Here is a 21,572-nt window from a genome sequence, read left to right as displayed (position 1 = left end):
ATGGATAACAAATTAATTATTGATATTAAAAATATTACCGTCGATACTCGATTGATTAATGTTTCAGCTCAAGTGCGGGCTGGAGAACAAATTCATCTATTGGGTGCGAATGGGGCGGGGAAAAGTACATTATTAGCTGCGATAAGCGGTTATTTACCTGTAGGCGGCGATATTTTAATTGATGGCCGAAGTATACGGCAATATCGTATTGCACAATTAAGCCAACAGCGTGCTTATCTTTCACAATTAGTTAGTTACGTTCCTATACTCAAAGTTTTTCAATACTTTGGCCTTTTTTCACCTGACACCTTGTTTTCCAATGATATTTTTGAGCGCTTATGTTCAGATTTTCAACTGACATCATTATTAAGTAAACCTATTAGCCAACTCTCGGGTGGAGAATGGCAGAGGGTTCGAATTACAGCCGCATTTTTGCAGGTTTGGGATAAACAGCAATGCAAGGGAAAATTCATATTATTGGATGAGCCGACCAATAATTTAGATATTATTCAGCAAGCGATGCTTGATAAATGGATTAAATATTTTTGTGATTGCTTAGGAACCGTTATAATGAGTGGTCATGACCTTAGTCATTCATATAAAAATGCATCTTGTATTTGGATGATGAAACAAGGACAGTTAGTCGCAATAGGGAAACCAGAGTGCATAATGACAGAAAATAATTTATCTGACATATTTATGTCTGAAATTAAGTTAAGTCACAGTACATCTCATCAAGTGTGGCAGGTTATAAATTTAGCGGATAAGCAATAAGTTGTTTTTATCACACATTTTTACATGATAATCCCGCAATGTTTGCAGGTGTTGAGGTTCGGTTAAAGTATAATTAACTAGAATATTCTATTCACAATGAAAACTAGGCTATTAACAATATGAGCAATTTCTTACCATTTTCAAAACCAGCAATTGGTGATGAAGAGGTCAAGGCAGTAGAAAACGTTCTGCGTTCAGGCTGGATAACAACAGGCCCACAGAATCATCAGCTAGAAGACGATTTTTGTAAGCGTTATGGCTGTAAACATGCAATTGCATTGTCATCAGCTACTGCAGGCATGCATGTTGTATTAATGGCATTGGGTATTGGTCCTGGTGATGAAGTCATCACGCCTTCTCAAACATGGGTATCTACAATCAATATGATTGAGTTGCTTGGGGCAACACCGGTCATGATTGATGTTGATCGTGATACATTAATGATCCAACCTGATGCCGTAGAAAAAGCGTTAACAGAAAAAACAAAGGCTATTATCCCAGTACACTATGCGGGAGCTCCTTGTGATCTTGACGCATTGCGTTTGATTGCTCAAAAAGCCGGTGTAGCATTAATCGAAGATGCGGCACATGCCGTGGGTACTCGTTATAAAGATGAGTGGATTGGCGAAAAGGGAACGTCTATTTTTTCTTTTCATGCCATCAAAAATGTCACCTGTGCGGAAGGGGGATTAGTCGCAACAGATGACGATGAACTTGCTCAGCGTGTACGTACACTCAAGTTTCACGGTCTAGGGGTTGATGCGTTTGATAGACAAATGCAAGGCCGTAAGCCGCAAGCCGAGGTTGTTGAGCCCGGTTTTAAATATAATTTATCAGACATTCACGCCGCGATTGCAGTGGTGCAGTTATCACGAGTTGAGCAATTAAATCAGCGTCGTGCGGAACTTACAGCTCGTTATCGTGAGTTACTGAAAAATTCTCCTTTACAAATGTTGAGTGTCCCTAGTTACTCTCATTTACATGCAAATCATTTATTTATGGTACGTGTCGATAAAGCAGCATGCGGTATTGATCGCGATACATTCATGGAAAAATTGAAAGAGCATGATATTGGAACAGGGTTGCACTTTCGTGCCGCGCATACACAAAAATATTATCGCGAAAAATACCCTGAGTTAGTTTTACCTGAATCAACATGGAATAGCGCCACATTGTGTTCGTTACCTTTATTTCCCGATATGACTGATGCAGATGTTGAACGGGTCGTTAAAGCTGTAGAAGCAGTTCTTTTGGAGTCAAAATAGTGTCACACGCAGATGAATTTGATGAGATTAAAAAAGTCTCAGTGGTTATCCCTGTCTATAATGAAGAGCAGAGTTTACCGCAATTGTTAGAACGTACTATCAAGTCATGTAAACAATTAACTCAATCCTATGAATTAATTCTAGTTGATGATGGTAGTAGCGATCGTTCAGCACAAATGCTTACAGAAGCCGCAGAAAATCCAGATAACCACGTTATTGCAATTATTTTAAACCGTAACTATGGGCAGCATTCTGCTATTATGGCGGGTTTTAACCAAGCTGATGGCGACTTAGTGATTACTTTGGATGCGGATTTACAAAATCCACCAGAGGAAATCCCACGTTTAGTGCAAACAGCTATGCAAGGTTATGATGTAGTTGGTACGCGCCGTGCGAATCGCCAAGACTCTTGGTTTCGCAAAACAGCCTCTAAAATGATCAATGCGATGATCACAAAAGCGACAGGGCGTTCAATGGGAGATTACGGCTGTATGTTACGTGCATACCGCCGTCATATCATTCAAGCTATGTTGCAATGTCATGAAAGAAGTACATTTATTCCTATTTTGGCAAATACATTTGCACGTAGAACCATTGAAATTGATGTAGCGCATGCAGAACGCGAGTTTGGTGATTCTAAATACAGCTTTATGAAGCTGATTAATTTAATGTATGACTTATTAACATGCCTGACTACAGCGCCACTACGTTTATTGAGTGTTGTAGGAAGTATTATCGCTGCTGGCGGTTTTTTATTAGCGGTATTGTTAATTGCATTGCGTTTAATTTTTGGCGCAGAGTGGGCAGCAGATGGCGTATTTACTCTGTTTGCAGTACTCTTTATGTTTATTGGTGCACAATTTGTTGCCATGGGGCTACTGGGCGAATACATCGGTAGGATCTACAATGATGTGCGCGCAAGACCTCGTTATTTTATTCAAAAAGTCGTTGGAGCAGATGCGAAATCCGACAAAAATCAGGAAGAAGACTAATGAAAGCTATTGTTTTTGCCTATCATGATATTGGCTGCGTAGGGCTAAAAGCGCTTGAAAAAGCAGGTTTTGATATCCAAGCAGTGTTTACACACACTGATGACCCAAATGAAAACCACTTTTACTCCTCAGTTGCGCGTTTAAGTGCTGACATGGAGCTTCCTGTTTTTGCGCCTGAAAACGTTAATCATCCATTATGGATTGAACGTATTCGCGAAATGAAACCTGATGTGATTTTCTCTTTCTACTATCGTGATATGTTAAGTGAAGAGCTGTTAGCTATCGCGCCTAAAGGTGCGTTTAATTTACACGGCTCATTGCTACCTAAATACCGCGGTCGTGCACCTATTAATTGGGCATTATTAAAAGGTGAAAGCGAAACTGGTGTGACCTTACATAAAATGGTAGCTAAAGCTGACGCTGGCGATATTATTGCTCAAGAAAAAGTGGTGATTACCGATACAGACACTAGCCTAACTTTACATGCGAAAGTACGTGAAGCGGCGGAAGTTTTATTGAATAAAACACTGCCATTAATTGAAGCTGGTAGCTACAAATCTGTTGCACAAGATGAAAGCCAAGCAACATATTTTGGTCGTCGTACCGCTGAAGATGGTTTGATTAATTGGAATAATAGCGCAAAAGAAGTTAACTGCTTAATTCGTGCAGTAACTGAACCTTACCCAGGTGCGTTCACTTATTTAGGCGCACGTAAAATGGTTATCTGGCGCGCACGCGTTTTAGATGATAACCAAGGTAAAGCAGCTGGTACGGTACTTTCGAGTGACCCACTGCGTATTGCTTGCGGGCAAGGCGCTATCGAAGTGATTAGCGGCCAAAGCGAGACTGGTTTATATATGCAAGGTAGCCGCCTTGCTAACGAAATGGGTATCGTAACTGATGTCCGTGTTGGAGCAAAACCAACAGCACAAGTTAAACGCCGCACACGTGTTCTTATTTTAGGTGTGAATGGGTTTATTGGTAACCATTTAACGGAGCGCCTATTAAAAGACGGTAACTACGATATTTATGGTATGGATATCGGTTCTTCTGCGATTGAGCGTTTTATTGGTAACCCACGCTTCCACTTCATTGAAGGTGACGTTAGCATCCATACAGAATGGATTGAATACCACATCAAAAAATGTGACGTTATTCTGCCTCTGGTTGCGATTGCAACGCCAATCGAATATACCCGTAATCCATTACGCGTTTTCGAATTAGACTTTGAAGAAAACTTGAAAGTTGTACGTTACTGCGTGAAATATAACAAACGTATTATCTTCCCATCGACGTCTGAAGTTTATGGTATGTGTGATGATAAAGAGTTTGATGAAGACGAGTCACGCTTAATCGTCGGCCCAATCAATAAACAACGTTGGATTTACTCAGTTTCTAAACAATTACTTGACCGAGTGATTTGGGCATACGGTGCGAAAGAAGGTTTAAAATTCACCTTATTCCGTCCATTCAACTGGATGGGGCCTCGCTTAGATAGCTTGAATTCTGCACGTATTGGTAGTTCGCGTGCGATTACTCAGTTAATTCTAAACTTAGTTGAAGGTTCGCCAATTAAACTGGTTGACGGTGGTGCACAAAAACGTTGCTTTACAGACATTAAAGACGGTATCGAAGCGTTATTCCGTATTATCGAAAACAAAGATGGCAAATGTGATGGTCAGATCATCAATATCGGTAACCCAACTAACGAAGCGAGTATTCGTGAATTAGCAGAAATGTTGTTGGAAAGCTTCGAAAAACACCCTCAACGTGGGAAATTTCCTCCATTTGCAGGCTTCCGTGAAATCGAAAGCAGCAGCTATTATGGCCAAGGGTATCAAGATGTTGAACACCGTAAACCAAGTGTTGAAAATGCACGTCGTTTACTGGATTGGGTCCCAACTATCGATATGAAAGATACCATCGAAGAAACATTAGATTTCTTCTTACAAGGTGCAGTTGAAGAGTTAGGTAGTAAAGACTAATGAAAAAAGTTGGCTTGAGAATTGATGTGGATACCTACCAAGGTACCTTGAAAGGGGTTCCACAGCTACTCAACGTGCTTAAAGAGCATAATATCCAGGCCAGCTTTTTCTTCAGTGTAGGACCCGATAACATGGGGCGCCATTTATGGCGCCTTTTGCGTCCTAAATTTCTGTGGAAAATGCTTAGGTCGAACGCTGCATCCCTTTATGGGTTAGATATCTTATTAGCGGGCACAGCATGGCCGGGTAAAAAAATTGCTAAAGATTTAGGTTATTTGATGAAACAAACTTTGGATGCTGGTCATGAAGTTGGCTTACATGCGTGGGATCATCAAGGTTGGCAGGCTAAAGTTGCCAAATGGAGCAAACCGCAACTAACTGAGCAAGTTAAGTTAGGGGTGGATGCGCTGGAGAAAGCCATTGGACACCGAGTGACTTGTTCTGCCGTTGCTGGTTGGCGAGGTGATGAGCGTGTGTTGGAAGTTAAACAAGCGTTTAACTTTGACTACAACAGTGATTGTCGTGGTAAATACCCATTTAGGCCAATTTTAGCCGATGGCTCACTCGGGACGGTTCAAATCCCTGTCACACTGCCGACTTACGATGAAGTCGTAGGGACAGTCGTGAGTGATGATGCATTTAATGATTTTATTCTTCAAGCAATTAAAGAAGATCAAGGCGTTCCAGTTTATACTATCCATACAGAAGTGGAAGGAATGTCCAAATCGGAACAATTTTCACAATTATTGGAACGAATTACACAAGAAGAAATCCAATTCTGTACATTGAGTGAATTACTGCCAGACAATTTGAATTCATTGCCCAAAGGGCGTGTGGTGAGGGCACCATTCCCCGGACGTGAAGGCTGGCTAGGCTGCCAAGAAGAGGAATAAGCAACCTATGTTGAATAACCGAGCGAGCAAAGTAGGAGCCTCTCTGCTGGCTCTTTTTTTTATCCTAACCTATTTGTTGCCGTTGAATAGTCGTTTACTTTGGCAACCAGATGAAACGCGATACGCAGAAATTAGCCGTGAAATGTTACAGCGTGGCGATTGGATTGTTCCTTACATGCTGGATGTACGCTATTTTGAAAAACCAGTGGCAGGTTACTGGATAAACAATATTAGCCAAATGATCTTTGGTGAAACTAATTTTGCTGTTCGCTTTGGTTCGGTTTTTTGTATTCTTCTCAGTGCATTACTTGTCTATCGTATGGCAAAGATGATGTGGCGTAATAACCACGTTGCCTATGTTGCAAGCCTCATTTATATCTCGATGTTCTTAGTGTTTTCCATCGGGACCTACAGTGTACTCGACCCAATGTTGTCTTTATGGATAGCGGCAAGTATGTTTTGTTGCTTGTGGGCAATGAAATCGAGGGAAGTAAAGTCCAAATTAGCGGCGTGGCTTTGTCTTGGGCTAGCTTGTGGCATGGCATTTATGACCAAAGGCTTTTTAGCCCTTGCTATTCCAGTGATTGTCATGCTGCCTGTCACAATCTATCAAAAGCGGTTTCTTGAGCTACTCAAATATGGGCCGCTTGCAATAATTTCTGCGGTTATTATCAGCTTGCCATGGGCTTTGGCGGTTGCAAAACAAGAGCCTGATTATTGGCATTATTTCTTTTGGATTGAGCACATTAAGCGGTTCACGGCAGATGATGCTCAGCATATCGCACCGTTTTGGTATTATATTCCGATTATTATTCTTGGCGCTATTCCATGGGCAGGGCTGTTACCCGGTGCTATCATGAAAGGTTGGAAAGAACGTAAATCTAGTCCTGATATGTTTTTCTTACTGTGCTGGTTTGTTGTTCCCGTCATCTTTTTCAGTATTTCCCGCGGTAAGTTACCAACGTATATGTTGCCGTTTATGGCGCCATTGGCATTGCTTATGGCAAAGTATGGGGTTGACTGCGTTCGTAGTGGTAAAATGAAAGCATTGAAAGCTAATGGGATTATTAATGTTGTATTAGGGATCGCTGCGGTTATAGCGGTAATTGTCGTGAGCACAGTGATCAAAAAGCCGTTATACGAACCTGATGAATGGTCAAAAATGGTGTTAGGTGTCGTTGCCTTTTCTATTTGGGCGATTATCGGTTACCTATGTACGGTATTAAATGCGAAATATTGGTTATGGGCCGCATCGTGCTCTTTGGCCGTGAGTTTGTGTATTGGCAGTGCTCTGCCGAACAACACCATCGATTCTAAATTACCTCAAAACTTTATTCATCAAAATCATGATTTACTGATGAATAGCAAATATCTGATGGCAAGTAATGTTGGGGTCGCAGCCGGTCTTGCTTGGGAAACTCAAAATTCCAATATCTATTTATACAATAGTAGTGGAGAGTTAAGTTATGGGTTGGAATATCCAGATAGCCAACATCGCTTAATAAAACCGGACCAGTTTGCACAATGGCTGACAAAAGCACGTAAAGAAGGGCAGGTAACTGTTGTCTTTTTATTAGGCCGTAAAGAAGGTCTGCCAGATATTCCTAAGCCAGATGAAGTTATTAAAAATTCACGTATGGCGATTGTGGTTTATCATCAACAATGATTGCACAACTATTACTGTTATTGCTGGTTAGCGTTTTGACCTGTATTGGACAAGTGGCTCAAAAGCAAGCCGTCGTCAATTGGCAGAGTAATAAAACCAATAAAACAGCATCAGCCCTTCGGTGGTTGGTGCTGGCGGTTTTCATGCTAGGGCTTGGCATGTTGTTTTGGTTGAAATTATTGGAAACCATGCCGCTAAGTATCGCGTATCCAATGCTAAGTATTAATTTTGTGTTAATTACGCTAATTGGCCAGTTTGTTTATAAAGAACAAACTGGGCTCAACCACTGGTTAGGGGTTGCTGCCATTATGTTTGGTATTTTGCTAATGAGTATCAGCGTATGAACAAGGGTTATTTATGGGTGATTGGCAGTGCGTTATTAGTTACAGTCGCTCAACTGAGCTTAAAAGCAGGGGTAGTTGAATTACCCTCATTCGCACTTGGCTGGCATTGGCTGCAATTGGATTGGTTACTCGCTAATACTACTAGTTTAGGAATTATTTTTTTAGGGTTAGTTTGTTATGCGTTATCGATGTTATGTTGGCTATTAGCATTAAAATATATAGCATTGAATAAAGCTTATCCGCTTATTAGCTTAAGCTATGTTTTCGTTTATTTATTAGCAGTTTTCTTACCTTGGTTTAATGAACCTGCTACAGGGTTAAAGGCCATTGGTATCTGTTTTATTTTATTAGGGGTATGGCTAATTAGCCGACCTAATAAATCATCAAGTGATAGAATAGAATAATTTCTTAGTTGCTTATATTATAGTCTTCACGCACTATAATATAAGCAAGTTATCGTAATCAGATAGATAAATAAGGTGCTTTATGGTTATTAAAATACAACACCTGCCACTATTATTGTGTTTAGTTTTAATTGGTTGTTCATCGACATCCGTTAAAAGAACGCCACCACCGCCGCTAAAAACACAGTTATCTGATCCAATTATGACGATAGCGCAATTAAAAGACCAACTCGAGCAGTGGTATGGTACGCCTTATCATTATGGCGGCATGAATCAAAATGGTGTTGATTGTTCCGGTTTTGTCTATCGCACATTTAATGATCGCTTTGCCATTCAATTACCTCGTACAACGGTAGATCAAACTCAATTAGGCACACGGATTGATAAATCAGATTTGATGCCAGGGGATTTGGTGTTCTTTAAAACAGGTTCAGGAGAGAATGGATTGCATGTGGGTATTTACGATACCGATAATACATTCATTCATGCATCAACGAGTAAAGGGGTGATCCGTTCATCAATGGACAACGTTTATTGGCGAAAAGTGTTTTGGCAGGCAAGGCGTATCTAAATTCGCTATTTTCTTTAGTGATTATGCTATCTTAAGGGCAAGTTTTGTTTTAAGGATAGCCTAATGTCAACAGTACGTTTACTCATCTCTGAATCCTACGATCCTTGGTTTAACCTTGCGGTTGAAGAAACCATTTTCCGACAAATGCCAACCGACCAACGTGTTATGTTTCTTTGGCGAAATGCTGATACGGTGGTTATAGGGCGTGCACAAAACCCGTGGAAAGAATGTAACACTCGGAGGATGGAAGAAGATAATGTTCGTTTAGCACGGCGTAGTAGCGGTGGTGGGGCTGTTTTTCATGATTTAGGTAATACTTGTTTTACGTTTATGGCAGGAAAACCGGAATATGACAAAACAGTTTCTACACAAATTATTGTCGATGGATTGGCACTTGTCGGTATTAACGCACAAATCTCTGGCCGTAATGATTTAGTTTTAGAGACTGAAAGTGGTCCGCGAAAAATATCGGGTTCTGCATACCGAGAAACGAAGGATAGAGGTTTTCACCACGGAACCTTGCTGATTAATGCAGATTTAAGTCGCTTAGCAAACTATCTGAATCCAGATCCGAAAAAATTACAGGCAAAAGGAATTACGTCAGTGCGTTCTCGTGTGGCTAATTTATCTGAGCTTGTCCCCAATATTTCTCATGAAATTGTTTGCGAAGGAATAATTAAAAGCTTTTTTAATTACTTCGGCGAAACGGTCGCTGCTGAGTATATTTCCCCTGAAAAACTACCTGATTTGCCAAATTTCACAGACACCTTTGCAAAACAAAGTAGTTGGGAATGGAATTTTGGGCAAGCCCCGGCTTTCTCTCACTATTCAGATACCCGTTTTCCTTGGGGGGGAATTGAGTTTCATTTTGATATCGAAAAAGGTGTGATAAACCGCTGTCAGTTTTTTACGGATAGTTTAGACCCATCCCCTTTAGAGTGGCTGAGTGAGCAATTGACAGGTAAAGCGTATCAGGCAGAAACAGTACGTGCATTGAGCAAAGAGATGGTTGTGAAATGGCCGCAATTGCAGGAACAGTTGGCTGATTTGGAAAACTGGTTAGCCCATGAATTAAGTTAAAAAAAGAGCCGACATAGTCGGCTCAGACTGCGGATAAACATTTATGTTTAGCTGCGGTCTAATAGGTTATTGAAAATAAAAGAGGAAAATCAATTTTTTGATTTTCGACTGATAACACAAAGCGAGAAAAATCACACTTTTATCTTGCTTTGCCAACAACCTTGAGCCGACATAGTCGGCTCAGACATAGACTTCAAAATTACAAATAACTAATAGGAAGGGATGTTCTAAAATAATTAGTTATGACAACTACAGGTCATAAAATTTTTGCATTCAGGCAATTCACCTGATTGGCGAAATTTTGCAGGCGTTGTATCAAAGTGCTTTTTAAAGATACGGGTAAATGTCGCCTGTGAGCTAAAGCCATATTGCAATGCGATGTCAAGAATAGGTAAGTTACCTTCACGTAATGATTTAGCTGCTTCTAATAAACGACGTTTACGGACGTATTCGCCAAGCGTGCAACCTTTCATTTCTTTGAAAACACGCTGTAAATGCCATTTTGAATAACCGCTTTTATCGGCAATTGTGTCGATTTTGATGCCTTCATTGCGTTGCAACTGACTTTCAAGCCATTTAACAATATCGTTGACTACACTTTCTGACATATTTACCTCCTACTCAAGTAGGCTATTGTTCATTAATAACTAATAATAACTCACGAAATTAGGGTCTATTCTTCCTGTTTTTCCGATATATCGATAGGCCAAACGTGCGGTTTTTAAATGAGAATAGCTATTAGTACAATAGATATTGATAAAATTAACATTTTAAACATTCATTATTGTATGTTTAAAATTGTTTTAATTCAAATAATTATGTTATTTTTTTGTTTTACTAGGTGAGTTGAAGGCGTTTTTTTTGTTATGTTCAAAAAAATTGTTCAATCTATTCGAAATTATTAACCAAGTAAATAATTGAAAAATTATTGTTCCATTTGTAATCGTTTTTATATAACAATAAACAGGAAATTCCGAGGTAATTGTCATGGTGGGAAATCTCTGTAATGACAATATTTGCAGGGTTAATAACTAATATAAACTACAAGTAAAACGCTTTATGCGGTTAATGGAGGATTATTCTCTTTCCATATCAAAAAGTGGCTTATGTCGCTGTCGTGAATTAATGAAGCAAAGGGTTCTATGGTAAATTTCATCTCTAACTTAATCACAATATTTGCTTAAAAAGTATTCGGAAATTTACCATTAGAAGCCCAACAATTTTTTAATACTTTTTATTATAAGCGAGATATAGAAAGAATTTGTTTACTCCATTCTATTTGTTCTGGCGTACCTTCTATACGTTGCCCATACATTTGAATAAGTTGATTACCTTGCTTATCAAAGACCTCTAAACTAGTTACAAACCCATCTTTAGTCGGTTTTCGAGTCACCCAGCATTCGGAGATACCATTTTCAATGAAATGCAATTGAAAGTTATGACCAGAAATATTGAGCGAATTATTTTTTGTTAACTCTTTTATTTTGCCAGTAAAAATCTGAACACAGCCACGATTTCCGACAAAAAGCATCACCTCATTTTGTGCTTGGTATGCAAGAGAAAGCAGATCAGATAAGGCGGTGGTAGGAACTTGCCATGCTAATTCTTGGCTAACCGCACGGAAAACTTGCTGAAGACTTAAATTATGTTTTTGTAAAATTCCAAAAAACTGGTGCACATTAGTCATATCTCGCCATTGTTGTTCTAGCTCAGTGGCTAGTTCTTGACTAATTTCTTGTGTTGAAGGTGGGAGAATTTCTTTTGGTACAATAGGTAAGTTATCCAGCGAAGCATAGCGTTCAACAATAGCCTGCCACTCAGCCATATCCGTTTTATCTGTAGCATAAACCTGATGTAATGCGTCCCCATGCTTATCAAAAAATTGCATACTATGGCGTAGCCCTGTTGAGGTTTCTTCAACAAGAGCAAAAGTGGAATCCCATTGTGCAAAAAACATGCGTAAATCGAGTGCTTTAGGATTTAAAAATAGCCCGCCATGGTGACTAAACCGCGGGTTACTATACTCACCGGTTTGAATACTGATGGCATAGTTATTGCGTGTTATTCCCTTCGCTTGGCCGATAGAGACTAAATTTTGCAAGATATCTGCCGGTTTTCCTGATAATCGAAGGACTTTCTCATTTCCTACACGGCAATGAACTAGTTGTGCTTCTGAAACCTGAAGTAAGGCAGCGATTTTGTGAGGGCATAAGTTAGAATGTGATTTTTGAATTTGTTGGTAATCATTGTAGAGGTTTGAGTTCACAAATTTTTCCTTGAAAAATTAAGATTGCCGGGAGAAAGTCATCAACTGATTTGTTTTATTTTAAATACTAGCCAAACCAGTTGATAACATGCGATTTTTAATGCGTTACCATGAGTAATTTACGTTAAGGTGGAAATTTCGACCTTCCTGAGGAACACCCATTGAAGAAACATATTGTTTATCGAATGCGTTCTTCATCGTTAGTGTTGAGCTGAGGCCTTTAATAAATTGGTCGGCTTGATAGTTGAGATAAAAATCATGCAGGCTATAACCTGCCTGTTGAATAACCTCTTTGTGGTAGCGGTCTAAGCCTTTATCCGATTTATGGTGTGATAACTGGTATTTTACATTACCTTCAAATGCAGTTTTTCCCGTAAATTCGCCGATCCAGCCGATATTGACTCCTGTCTCAAGTACGGGAGCATTGAAGCGAGCAACTAGGGTTTCAGGACGTATTGATGAAAGGGAATAATGTGAGCCATCTTCATTACCTTGGGTTAGGTTGTGACTGAGATTAAGCTCAAACCATTGTGTTTTGTAATGGATAAAACTATCAAATCCGCGAATAGTGGCAGAAGGTATATTTACAAAATAAAGTTCTTTCGGAAAATGTTCGGTTCTAAACTTTCTTATGTTAAATATTTCTTCGTATTCTCCTTCAAGAGCAATGTGGTCTTTGGCTTTTGTATAGAAATAAGTTGAACCAAAATGTAGAGAGTCCCTCGCTATTAGCAGATCATCGAAACTGAGTTTTACCCCTGCTTCTATAGTTTTATTGACTTCCGGTAGTAATTCCGGGGAAGGGCGGAAGTCTGATTTCATTCCGATGAAAGGGATCGTGAAATGATTTGAATTGTTATACAGCTCGCTCATGCGTGGGGTGCGGTAACTTTCCGAATAAGAAGAAAAAATATTTACCCAGTGTTGTGGGGTGGCACTGACAGCAAAACGTGACGACCAATTAGTATGAGCATTTTTAGCTATGCGCGTGCTATCTGTTTGATATCGTGTAAAACGAGTGCCCGCAGAGAACGTGATAGGTAAGTGTTGTAATGTCATGTCATTGACTAGCCAACCTGAAGTATTAGTTAATGACGCTGCCGGGTAGCTAATCGCATATTGGTTTGATTTTTGTTGTTGTGCGTAATACTCAACTCCACTTTGGATATGATGATTTGCCCAGCGATACATTGGAATGGTGAAGCTATTGGCGAATTTAGTTCCATAGGTGTATTGATTTCGCCTTTCTGTACCGTACTCTTTGGGTTTTGTGGTGATCTTGACCGTGTCAGTTTGGTCTAGAGATAAATCACTATAGTAAATATCCCACTCAGCCTGCCAGTTAACGCTATTTTTAGGGGTAAAGTATTGGCTTATCGCGACATCAAATTGGCGACTGTTTCTTTCATGTGGTGTATTCGGATAACGCTCTTTGGTTGTTGGTTTACTGGGTTGTTTCACCCCTAAGCTTTCATTGCGATAATCTTTTAACTGAATTGCTAAAAGGTAAGAGGGAGTCGCTGTCCATGTGGTTTTTAGCATCCAATTATGAATATTTTCATGATTATCGATGTGTGCAAAATCAGGTGAGCCAATCAAATTTTTCTTGCGTTGACTGTAGCTGATTAATGTATCAAGAGTGTTGAGACGGCCGAATAGTGTTCCTCCTGCATAGTAACTATGTTCATTGTGATCTATACCGCTGAAAATACGGCCACCTAGATTTTGATTGGGTTTCAAAATATCAGTAGCATTTAATGTTTTGAAAGAGACTACCCCCGCCAAAGCGCCACCGCCATGGTGTACCGAAGAGGAACCTTTATGGATATACACCTTTTTTACTAAAGTTGGGTCAATAAATGTTGCATCATATAGGCCTGAATTAAAGTCCTGAGTGATATTATCAACGGTTACTTTTACGCCTCGGGGATCATAGCCCCGCATTTGAATACTTTGCCCATAAGTACTATTGGAACCAGAGACAAACACCCCAGGTTGGCCTTTTAATAAATCAAGGGCGGATGTGGCGGCTTGCTGTTCGGGGGCTTGGGCATCAATAACCTCAACATTCTCTGCAACAGCAATTTTTTCTAAGTCATAAGGTGAGGTAGAAACGTGAATAATGTCGCGGGTATCCGTTGTTGACACTGCTTTTGCGGGTAATAAATTTTCAGCTAAGGCTGTGTTGTTAAACCCTGTCATTATAATGGTAGCTGCAATAGCGGAGAGTGGTATTTTATGTTCTTGATGAGTTGATGTAGGCATCGATTTAAACAGCATAGGAAATCCTTTCCTTTGGTTTCAAAATTTGCTGGCTGCCTGGATAAAATCTCTGGGTGGCATGCAATAAGTGTTCGCGTAGCGTATTTATTTGTTAGAACTATTTAGCACTGTAATGTTGTAGCGGATAGTCGGGCTGGGCTACAGGAAACCGAACGCATAAATTAGTTCGTAGTGAGAATTATTATCGTTAGTGTGGGGTGGGTCAAGACTTTTTTGGATTAAAATTCTATTTTATTTAATTAATTAGAGTATTATATCGTTTTAATTATGTTTAAATAATAATTATTTCTGATTTAAATATAAAGAAGCCCTTTAGTAAACGAAACTAAAGGGCTTGTAATAGAAGAATTTTGGAATTATTGGGTTTATTTAAAGCGTGATTCAACAGCTTGAGCAAGAATTTCAATAAGTTGCTCGGTGTCTTCCCAGCCAAGGCATGGGTCGGTAATTGATTGACCATAAACCAAAGGTTGGTCAGAAACCACTTTTTGCGTGCCTTCAACCAAGAAGCTTTCTGCCATTACACCACTGATAGCGGTAGAACCATCTTTTATTTGTTCAGCGATATCTCGAGCAACTTCGAGTTGTCGACGGTGAATTTTTTGGCAATTACCATGGCTGAAATCGACCACTAAATGCTCTGGTAATTCAAATTTACGTAGTTTGTCACAAGCTGCGGCTAAGTCACCGGCAGTGTAATTAGGTTGTTTACCCCCACGCATAATGATATGACCATGTGGATTACCACTAGTTTGGTAAATGGTCATTTGCCCATTTTTATCTGGTGATAAAAACATATGCTGTGCCTTTGCAGCTCTTATTGCATCAATGGCAATATTAATATTACCGTCTGTGCCATTTTTGAAACCAACAGGACAAGATAATGCGGATGCCATTTCACGGTGAATTTGGCTTTCTGTTGTGCGAGCACCTATTGCTCCCCAACTAATCAGATCTGCAATATATTGCCCGGTGACCATATCAAGGAATTCGGTTGCCGTGGCTAACCCTAATTGGTTAACTTCAATTAATAATTTACGAGCTAACCGGATACCGGTATTAACTTGGCAAGAATTATCAAGGTTTGGGTCAGAAATTAACCCTTTCCAACCCACGACAGTACGTGGTTTCTCAAAGTAAGTTCGCATGACGATTTCTAAACGGTCTTGATGATGCTCTCTTAATGCGTTTAATTTTTTAGCGTATTCAATAGCCGCATCGATGTCATGAATCGAACAAGGGCCAACAATAACCAGTAAACGCGGGTCTTGACCGGATAATATTTGTTCTATGCGTTTGCGTGACGCTGTCACGTTTTCAGCGACTTTTTGGGAAATAGGAAACTCATCAGCGAGAGTTTGTGGGGTAATTAAGCTATCCACTCTCGCAGTACGTAATTCATCAGTTTTGTGCATTTTCTTTCTCAAAGAACTTTAATAGGCGTATGCCCTATAAGTGATTAAGATCACAATAAACGAATGTGGCGTAATTTCAACCTCCAACTTAGCTGGAATGAATATTTTTTTTATTTGTATTCATTAAAAGATTCGTCTTTGTAAGCCCATGGTATCAATCACTTTTGCGGAAATTTCTTCAACAGAGTAGTTAGTTGTATTTAAGTAATTGATTTTATTTTGTCTAAATAAAGCTTCAACTTCAGCTATCTCAATACGACATTGCCTTATGGAAGCATAGCGGCTATTTTCACGGCGCTCTTCACGGATGGCAGCTAACCGTTCAGGGCTAATAGTTAAACCGAACAATTTATGCGTATATGGGCGTAATGCGGCTGGTAACTGTAAGTTATCCATATCGTCAGCCGTAAATGGGTAGTTTGCAGCTTGGATACCAAATTGCATCGCTAAATAGAGACTTGTTGGTGTTTTGCCACAACGTGAAACCCCTATCAGTATCACTTGGGCTTGATCCAGGTTTCGTAACGAAATCCCATCGTCGTGAGCCAGTGTATATTCAATGGCAGCGATACGTGCATCATATTGATTCATATTCTGCATAGATAAACCATGGGTTCGGTTAAGTTTGGGTTCAGGTTCTAGGCCGACTTCTTTTTGAATCGGGGCGACTAAGCTCTGAACGATATCTTGGCAGAACCCGGCACTTTGAGTGATGATTTGCTTTACTTCGGGGGAGATAATCGAATAGAACACCAAAGGGCGCAATTGCGTTTCTTGGAAGATAATATCAATTTTTTGTTTAATTTCCTGCGCGCGAGCTTCGCTTGTGACAAACGGCAGAGTATAAGAAATAAATGACAGCGGAAATTGAGAAAGTACGGCATGCCCCAAAGTTTCAGCGGTGATCGCTGTTCCATCAGAAATAAAAAAAACAGTGCGTTGAACTTGGCTTGCCATATTATTCATTGCTCCTAATTCGGTCATCATTATTTGTCTCTTATTGTATTTATCACTGGATATTGGGAGATATTATCTTTGTTTAAAGTTTAAAAATTAGTTTATAGGGGGAACTATAGCCATTTTTTGAACGATTTTTAGAACAAAAAAGTTTTCTTCAGTGATGGAACGATTCACCAGTCCATCTTCTCTTAGCGTCTGTGCTAGTCTATTTCACGAGGCGAATTTTCGCCAACGAGATTTTTTACGATTTGTACTCTGTCACTAAATTGCTATAAAAGGATCGCTTTCAATGTCCACAAATGGCCTCACTCCGTGTAATGTACTTTGGTATAACCAATTAGGGATGAATGATGTTGACCGTGTTGGGGGCAAAAATGCTTCTCTCGGTGAAATGATCACTAACTTATCTGATCTGGGAGTATCCGTACCTAACGGTTTCGCGACAACCGCACAGGCGTTTAATGATTTTCTGGAGCAGAGCGGTGTAAATCAGCGCATTTATAACCTGCTAGATGAAACGGATATTGATGATGTGAACCAACTGGCTGTAGCAGGTGCTCAGATCCGTCAATGGGTGATTGATACACCGCTGACGAAGGAGTTGGAACAAGATATTCGTGATGCATTCGCGCAACTGTCAGAAGGTGAAGCGGAAGCCTCATTTGCTGTCCGTTCATCGGCAACGGCTGAGGATATGCCTGACGCTTCGTTTGCAGGGCAACAGGAAACATTCCTTAACGTTCAAGGGATAGACGCAGTCTTAGTTGCGATTAAACACGTTTTTGCTTCATTATTTAATGACCGTGCGATTTCATATCGCGTTCACCAAGGTTATGACCACCGCGGTGTAGCACTTTCTGCGGGTGTTCAACGCATGGTACGTTCAGATTTAGCCTCGTCGGGTGTCATGTTTACGATTGATACTGAATCAGGTTTCGACCAAGTTGTATTTATCACTTCTGCGTATGGTTTAGGTGAAATGGTGGTACAAGGCGCCGTGAACCCTGACGAGTATTATGTCCATAAACCAACGTTAACCAGCAACCGCCCTGCGATTGTACGTCGTACACTGGGCTCAAAAAAATTACAAATGGTGTATGCCAATAGTAAAGAGCACGGTAAACAAGTACAAATCGAAGATGTGCCAGAGGCTCTACGCAATCGTTTCTCTTTGGCTGATCACGAAGTTGAAGAACTTGCACGTCAAGCTTTACAGATTGAAAAACACTACGGTCGCCCAATGGATATCGAGTGGGCAAAAGATGGTCATAATGGGCGTTTGTATATTGTTCAAGCAAGGCCAGAAACCGTTCGTTCTAATCAACAAGTGATGGAGCGTTACCAATTAAAACAACAAGGACAAGTTTTAGTTGAAGGGCGTGCAATTGGTCATCGTATTGGCTCAGGGGCGGTTAAAGTTATTCATAACTTGAGTGAAATGGATAGAATTCAGGCGGGGGATGTACTCGTTACCGATATGACCGACCCTGATTGGGAGCCAATCATGAAAAAAGCGGCTGCGATTGTTACCAATCGTGGTGGACGCACCTGCCATGCTGCGATTATCGCTCGTGAGTTAGGTATTCCAGCCGTTGTCGGTTGTGGTGATGCGACTGACCGTTTGCAAGAAGGCCAAGAGGTGACTGTCTCTTGTTCTGAAGGCGATACAGGCTTTGTATATGAAGGTAAACTTGCATTTGAAATTCACAGCTCTGAAGTGAGTGATATGCCAAGTCTAGATGTCAAAATTATGATGAACGTCGGTAACCCTGACCGTGCATTTGATTTTGCTTGTTTACCTAATGAAGGCGTGGGCTTAGCTAGGCTTGAATTTATCATCAATCGTATGATTGGTGTTCACCCAAGAGCGTTGCTGGAATTTGATAAGCAATCTCCTGAGCTACAAGCAGAAATTCGCCAAATGATGGCAGGTTATGATGACCCGATTGAATTTTATGTCGGTAAATTAACCGAAGGAATTTCGACTTTAGCCGCAGCCTTCTGGCCAAAACGCGTTATTGTCCGTTTATCTGACTTCAAGTCAAACGAATATGCCAACTTAGTCGGTGGGGATATTTATGAACCTGAAGAAGAAAACCCAATGTTAGGTTTCCGTGGTGCAGGGCGCTATGTGTCTGATAGCTTCCGTGCCTGTTTTGCATTGGAATGTGAAGCGGTTAAACGTGTTCGTAATACCATGGGCCTAACAAATGTTGAAATCATGATCCCATTCGTTCGCACGGTTGCACAGGCGGAAGCCGTAGTTGCAGAATTGGCTAAACATGATTTGAAACGTGGTGAAAATGGCTTAAAAGTTATTATGATGTGCGAAATCCCATCAAATGCTTTACTGGCTGATCAATTCCTCGAACATTTTGACGGTTTCTCTATCGGTTCGAATGATATGACTCAGTTAACATTAGGTCTTGATAGGGACTCGGGTGTTGTTTCTGAATTATTCGATGAACGAAATGATGCCGTGAAAGCGATGTTATCCATGGCAATACAGGCTGCAAAACGCCAAAATAAATATGTAGGCATTTGTGGGCAAGGGCCATCCGACCATCAAGATTTCGCTCAATGGTTGGTTGATGAAGGTATTGATAGTTTATCTTTAAACCCTGACACCGTTGTGCAAACATGGCTAACGATAGCTGAAAATCAATAACTATTTAGTTTTTTAATTATCAAGGCTGAATGTGAATAGCATTCAGCCTTTGTGTTTACTTAATCAAAGCTACCTATTATAGAAATTGATAACTTCTATAATAGGTAGTTTGATATTAAATAGTTTTGAATAAGTGGTTGTGTAATGCTTTTTAGGCATAAACAAACAATAAGCTAAATATAATTACCCTTATTATGCGTATTAAATTTAACAGGCAAGTATATGCTAAATAAGAGTAACGTAAGTTAATTAATTATATAACGCCAAAGGAGTATTATAACGGATAATAATGACAAAAATTGATGTTAATCAATAATTATAAAGTGATGTTCTGATTATGACATGAATAGTATTCATATTAAATAAAGATAAAAAAAAAGCCTATCATGGGCTGACAGGCAAAGACTACACACAGCAATTCAGTTAATAAAGCAACGCCTAAAGGGGGAAGGGCGCGGCTTCTTAGATTCATATGATTCAATAATTGAATATTAAACTATTCATATTATACAATCATTAAGAACACTCTCAATATTAATATTACTCATTGTTACTTAAAGAGAATTAATTCAATAGATTTATGTTAACATAAATTAGACTAAATACTAACGTTAGAATGTTAAATATTGTTTCTAAATATTAATGGAACTAGATTTATTAAGTTCGCAAGCATGTATAGCTTAAACATACCTGCGACTAATTGGAGGTATACTACTTTTTAATCGAAAACTCTTCCTCTAGAAACTTTTCAGTTTCTGTTAAGTCTTCATTCGGAACAGCGACTTCGTTCATCCAAGCTTTTAATAAGCTGTAAGAAACTGCTAATACAACCGGGCCGATAAACAAACCAATCATACCAAATGATAAAATTCCCCCAATAACACCAACAAGGATTAGAACCATGGGTAAGTCTGCGCCCATTTTAATTAACCATGGGCGAAGAACGCCATCCATAGTAGCGACAACGGCAGCCCAAATAGCCAAGATGATCCCCCAGGTCGTATCACCTGTCCAAAATAGCCATAACACGGAGGGGATCATGATTAATAAAGGCCCTAATTGAGCCACACAGCAAATAAACAATAGAACAGTCAAGATTGCTGCGTAACCGATACCAGAAAGAGCGAGGCCAATGCCACCGACAATGGCTTGAATGAGTGCAGTCACAACAACACCTAACGCAACGGCTCGAATAGATTGTGCGGCTAATACGACAGCTGCATCTCCACGGATCCCTGCAAGACGCACAGCAAAGTGGCGGATACCAACCATGACTGATTCGCCTTTAAGATAGAGTAAACCACTAAACAGCAGCATTAACATCAAGTGAAAAACAAATCTTCCTGCACTAATAGCTTGTGTGGCAAACCAACCTGCGGCTTGGCCAAAGTAGGGTTGAATTTTGGCAAGTAAAGCATTACCCCCACTGGCAACTAAGCTATGCCATGCATAGTAAATTTTTTCACCTACCATCGGGATAGTATTTAGCCATTCTAAATCAGGCAGCGTTAGGCTTGATGGTGATTTAGCTAAATCAATAAGTGGAGTACTATTTTCAATAATACTGCCAATTAGGATACCTAATGGGATAACGAATAATAGTAATATAAGAAGAACCATCACTAATGCAGCTAACCAGCGCTTGCGCCATAAGCGAGCTTCGAGTCTTAATAATAGTGGCCAAGTTGCAATTACCATCATTCCCGCCCATACAAAGCCAAGAATAAATGGATTAAGTACCCAAAAACAGGCTGCTATCATTAAAACGATGGATAATAGGCCGAAAATAAGTTTGGGAAGATCCAAGCGTTTTTGAGATTTTTCCATTAATGATTGATCCTTTGCAAATGAAAATTCTGCGTGTCTAGCAAATTTTTAGGTGAAAATAACGTAATTATTTTTCACGGTTAAAAAAAACAATATTGTGATATGGTTCATGATGACAATGTCATCAGCGGCTGTGCTGTCTTTACAGGCTGTGAAGATAACTCATCATAGACCTCAGA

17 protein-coding genes are annotated in these 21,572 nt (G+C 39.9%); 11 read left to right on the top strand and 6 right to left on the bottom strand.

Going from position 1 to position 21,572, the window contains the following annotated elements:
- The 10 genes from btuD (at nucleotide 1) to P3L37_RS11200 (ending at nucleotide 9,974) form a co-directional block, all read left to right on the top strand.
- A complete protein-coding gene (btuD, locus tag P3L37_RS11245; protein ID WP_231136937.1) occupies nucleotides 1-774 on the top strand; it encodes a vitamin B12 ABC transporter ATP-binding protein BtuD in 774 nt (257 codons plus the stop codon).
- Nucleotides 775-893: 119 nt separating this feature from the next.
- Nucleotides 894-2,039 carry a UDP-4-amino-4-deoxy-L-arabinose aminotransferase gene (arnB, locus tag P3L37_RS11240; protein ID WP_109911251.1) on the top strand — a complete coding sequence of 382 codons (1,146 nt, stop codon included), beginning with the start codon at nucleotides 894-896 and terminating at the stop codon, nucleotides 2,037-2,039.
- Nucleotides 2,039-3,031: an undecaprenyl-phosphate 4-deoxy-4-formamido-L-arabinose transferase gene (arnC, locus tag P3L37_RS11235; protein ID WP_004910377.1), complete on the top strand. Its 993-nt coding sequence runs from the start codon at nucleotides 2,039-2,041 to the stop codon at nucleotides 3,029-3,031. Before arnB ends, arnC begins: the two co-directional genes overlap by 1 nt.
- A complete protein-coding gene (arnA, locus tag P3L37_RS11230; protein ID WP_272667303.1) occupies nucleotides 3,031-5,016 on the top strand; it encodes a bifunctional UDP-4-amino-4-deoxy-L-arabinose formyltransferase/UDP-glucuronic acid oxidase ArnA in 1,986 nt (661 codons plus the stop codon). The genes arnC and arnA overlap by 1 nt, the downstream gene beginning before the upstream one ends.
- Nucleotides 5,016-5,909, top strand: coding sequence for a 4-deoxy-4-formamido-L-arabinose-phosphoundecaprenol deformylase (gene arnD / locus P3L37_RS11225; protein ID WP_110731876.1), 894 nt, complete (start codon nucleotides 5,016-5,018; stop codon nucleotides 5,907-5,909). Before arnA ends, arnD begins: the two co-directional genes overlap by 1 nt.
- Nucleotides 5,910-5,916: 7 nt before the next feature.
- Complete coding sequence (gene arnT / locus P3L37_RS11220) at nucleotides 5,917-7,575, top strand: lipid IV(A) 4-amino-4-deoxy-L-arabinosyltransferase (RefSeq protein ID WP_109911254.1); 1,659 nt, start codon at nucleotides 5,917-5,919, stop codon at nucleotides 7,573-7,575.
- Nucleotides 7,572-7,919 carry a 4-amino-4-deoxy-L-arabinose-phosphoundecaprenol flippase subunit ArnE gene (gene arnE, locus P3L37_RS11215; RefSeq protein WP_004910381.1) on the top strand — a complete coding sequence of 116 codons (348 nt, stop codon included), beginning with the start codon at nucleotides 7,572-7,574 and terminating at the stop codon, nucleotides 7,917-7,919. The genes arnT and arnE overlap by 4 nt, the downstream gene beginning before the upstream one ends.
- Nucleotides 7,916-8,323 carry a 4-amino-4-deoxy-L-arabinose-phosphoundecaprenol flippase subunit ArnF gene (arnF, locus tag P3L37_RS11210; RefSeq protein ID WP_117161977.1) on the top strand — a complete coding sequence of 136 codons (408 nt, stop codon included), beginning with the start codon at nucleotides 7,916-7,918 and terminating at the stop codon, nucleotides 8,321-8,323. Before arnE ends, arnF begins: the two co-directional genes overlap by 4 nt.
- An 82-nt stretch (nucleotides 8,324-8,405) precedes the next feature.
- Nucleotides 8,406-8,894 carry a C40 family peptidase gene (locus tag P3L37_RS11205; RefSeq protein WP_004910384.1) on the top strand — a complete coding sequence of 163 codons (489 nt, stop codon included), beginning with the start codon at nucleotides 8,406-8,408 and terminating at the stop codon, nucleotides 8,892-8,894.
- 63 nt (nucleotides 8,895-8,957) lie between these two features.
- Entirely contained in the window at nucleotides 8,958-9,974 is a 1,017-nt protein-coding gene (locus P3L37_RS11200; protein ID WP_109911255.1) for a lipoate--protein ligase A, read from the top strand.
- A 236-nt stretch (nucleotides 9,975-10,210) separates the two neighbouring features.
- On the opposite strand, the gene P3L37_RS11195 is transcribed toward P3L37_RS11200, so the two are convergent.
- From P3L37_RS11195 to P3L37_RS11175, 5 genes are all read right to left on the bottom strand, one after another.
- Nucleotides 10,211-10,582: a helix-turn-helix domain-containing protein gene (locus P3L37_RS11195; RefSeq protein ID WP_004910390.1), complete on the bottom strand. Its 372-nt coding sequence runs from the start codon at nucleotides 10,580-10,582 to the stop codon at nucleotides 10,211-10,213.
- Between the two features lie 629 nt (nucleotides 10,583-11,211).
- A complete protein-coding gene (locus P3L37_RS11190; RefSeq protein ID WP_272667301.1) occupies nucleotides 11,212-12,240 on the bottom strand; it encodes a hemin-degrading factor in 1,029 nt (342 codons plus the stop codon).
- 105 nt (nucleotides 12,241-12,345) lie between these two features.
- Nucleotides 12,346-14,520, bottom strand: coding sequence for a TonB-dependent receptor domain-containing protein (locus tag P3L37_RS11185; protein ID WP_110731878.1), 2,175 nt, complete (start codon nucleotides 14,518-14,520; stop codon nucleotides 12,346-12,348).
- Between the two features lie 368 nt (nucleotides 14,521-14,888).
- Entirely contained in the window at nucleotides 14,889-15,938 is a 1,050-nt protein-coding gene (locus tag P3L37_RS11180) for a 3-deoxy-7-phosphoheptulonate synthase (RefSeq protein ID WP_110731879.1), read from the bottom strand.
- A 123-nt stretch (nucleotides 15,939-16,061) separates the two neighbouring features.
- The gene (locus P3L37_RS11175) at nucleotides 16,062-16,925 is read right to left on the bottom strand and encodes a pyruvate, water dikinase regulatory protein (RefSeq protein ID WP_110731880.1); all 864 of its coding nucleotides are present in this window, start codon (nucleotides 16,923-16,925) and stop codon (nucleotides 16,062-16,064) included.
- A gap of 262 nt (nucleotides 16,926-17,187) precedes the next feature.
- Here P3L37_RS11175 and ppsA point away from each other — a divergent pair, with 262 nt between their 5' ends.
- Entirely contained in the window at nucleotides 17,188-19,566 is a 2,379-nt protein-coding gene (gene ppsA / locus P3L37_RS11170; protein WP_109911260.1) for a phosphoenolpyruvate synthase, read from the top strand.
- A gap of 711 nt (nucleotides 19,567-20,277) precedes the next feature.
- On the opposite strand, the gene ydiK is transcribed toward ppsA, so the two are convergent.
- On the bottom strand, nucleotides 20,278-21,393 hold the full coding sequence (ydiK, locus tag P3L37_RS11165) for an AI-2E family transporter YdiK (protein ID WP_109911261.1): 1,116 nt from the start codon (nucleotides 21,391-21,393) through the stop codon (nucleotides 20,278-20,280).
- Nucleotides 21,394-21,572 lie beyond the last annotated feature (179 nt).

This window comes from Providencia sp. PROV114, assembly GCF_032704305.1.
GTDB classification, from domain to species: Bacteria; Pseudomonadota; Gammaproteobacteria; order Enterobacterales; family Enterobacteriaceae; genus Providencia; species Providencia rettgeri.
This window is presented reverse-complemented; position numbering and strand designations above follow the sequence as displayed.

Bases quoted from the DNA above. Each gene is read 5' to 3' on its own strand.
- btuD (WP_231136937.1), top strand. From the start codon at position 1: ATGGATAACAAATTAATTATTGATATTAAAAATATTACCGTCGATACT.
- arnB (WP_109911251.1), top strand. From the start codon at position 894: ATGAGCAATTTCTTACCATTTTCAAAACCAGCAATTGGTGATGAAGAG.
- arnA (WP_272667303.1), top strand. From the start codon at position 3,031: ATGAAAGCTATTGTTTTTGCCTATCATGATATTGGCTGCGTAGGGCTA.
- arnD (WP_110731876.1), top strand. From the start codon at position 5,016: ATGAAAAAAGTTGGCTTGAGAATTGATGTGGATACCTACCAAGGTACC.
- arnT (WP_109911254.1), top strand. From the start codon at position 5,917: ATGTTGAATAACCGAGCGAGCAAAGTAGGAGCCTCTCTGCTGGCTCTT.
- arnE (WP_004910381.1), top strand. From the start codon at position 7,572: ATGATTGCACAACTATTACTGTTATTGCTGGTTAGCGTTTTGACCTGT.
- arnF (WP_117161977.1), top strand. From the start codon at position 7,916: ATGAACAAGGGTTATTTATGGGTGATTGGCAGTGCGTTATTAGTTACA.
- P3L37_RS11205 (WP_004910384.1), top strand. From the start codon at position 8,406: ATGGTTATTAAAATACAACACCTGCCACTATTATTGTGTTTAGTTTTA.
- P3L37_RS11200 (WP_109911255.1), top strand. From the start codon at position 8,958: ATGTCAACAGTACGTTTACTCATCTCTGAATCCTACGATCCTTGGTTT.
- P3L37_RS11195 (WP_004910390.1), bottom strand. From the start codon at position 10,582: ATGTCAGAAAGTGTAGTCAACGATATTGTTAAATGGCTTGAAAGTCAG.
- P3L37_RS11185 (WP_110731878.1), bottom strand. From the start codon at position 14,520: ATGCTGTTTAAATCGATGCCTACATCAACTCATCAAGAACATAAAATA.
- P3L37_RS11180 (WP_110731879.1), bottom strand. From the start codon at position 15,938: ATGCACAAAACTGATGAATTACGTACTGCGAGAGTGGATAGCTTAATT.
- P3L37_RS11175 (WP_110731880.1), bottom strand. From the start codon at position 16,925: ATGATGACCGAATTAGGAGCAATGAATAATATGGCAAGCCAAGTTCAA.
- ppsA (WP_109911260.1), top strand. From the start codon at position 17,188: ATGTCCACAAATGGCCTCACTCCGTGTAATGTACTTTGGTATAACCAA.
- ydiK (WP_109911261.1), bottom strand. From the start codon at position 21,393: ATGGAAAAATCTCAAAAACGCTTGGATCTTCCCAAACTTATTTTCGGC.